The organism is Polaribacter sargassicola (assembly GCF_021991835.1).
GTDB classification, from domain to species: domain Bacteria; phylum Bacteroidota; class Bacteroidia; order Flavobacteriales; family Flavobacteriaceae; genus Polaribacter; species Polaribacter sargassicola.
Genome location: NZ_JAHDAU010000032.1, coordinates 1 through 487, shown reverse-complemented (window position 1 = coordinate 487; position 487 = coordinate 1). Strand labels below are relative to the sequence as shown.

At 66.9% G+C, this 487-nt stretch carries 1 protein-coding gene; it reads right to left on the bottom strand.

Annotated features, from left to right (window positions below; genetic code table 11):
- On the bottom strand, window positions 1-487 hold a 487-nt coding region (locus tag KI686_RS17350; RefSeq protein WP_497801189.1), incomplete at both ends, for a replicative DNA helicase.

Genomic DNA, 487 nt, shown 5'->3' with positions numbered 1-487 from the left:
CACGGAAGCCGGTCGGGATGCCGGTCATCGTGCCGTCACGGACGTTGGCCGCCTCGATCTCCTCCACCGCCGCGTCGACGGCGATCGTGAGAGGCACGTAGTCCTCGGCGGTCTCCGATCCGGTGACCGAGTAGATCTCGGCCTGGGCGTTGTTGACGATGTCCGTCGCATCGCCCTCACCCGCGTAGCCGAGCTGAACGATGCGCGTGCCGGCGTCCACCAGGCGACGCAGGATCGCACGCTCCGAGACGATGCCCGCGTAATAGCCTGCGTTCGCCGCGGTGGGCACGATCGAGGTGAGGGTGTGCAGGTAGTCGGCGCCGCCGGCCCTGCCGAGCTCCCCTGTCTTGATCAGCTCATCGGTGACGGCGACGACATCCGTCGGCTCGCCGTGCGAGTACAGCGAGAGGATGGCCTCGAAGATCAGCTCGTGCTTGGGAACGTAGAAGTCGGCGCCTTTGAGCGTCTCGATGACATCGGCGACGGC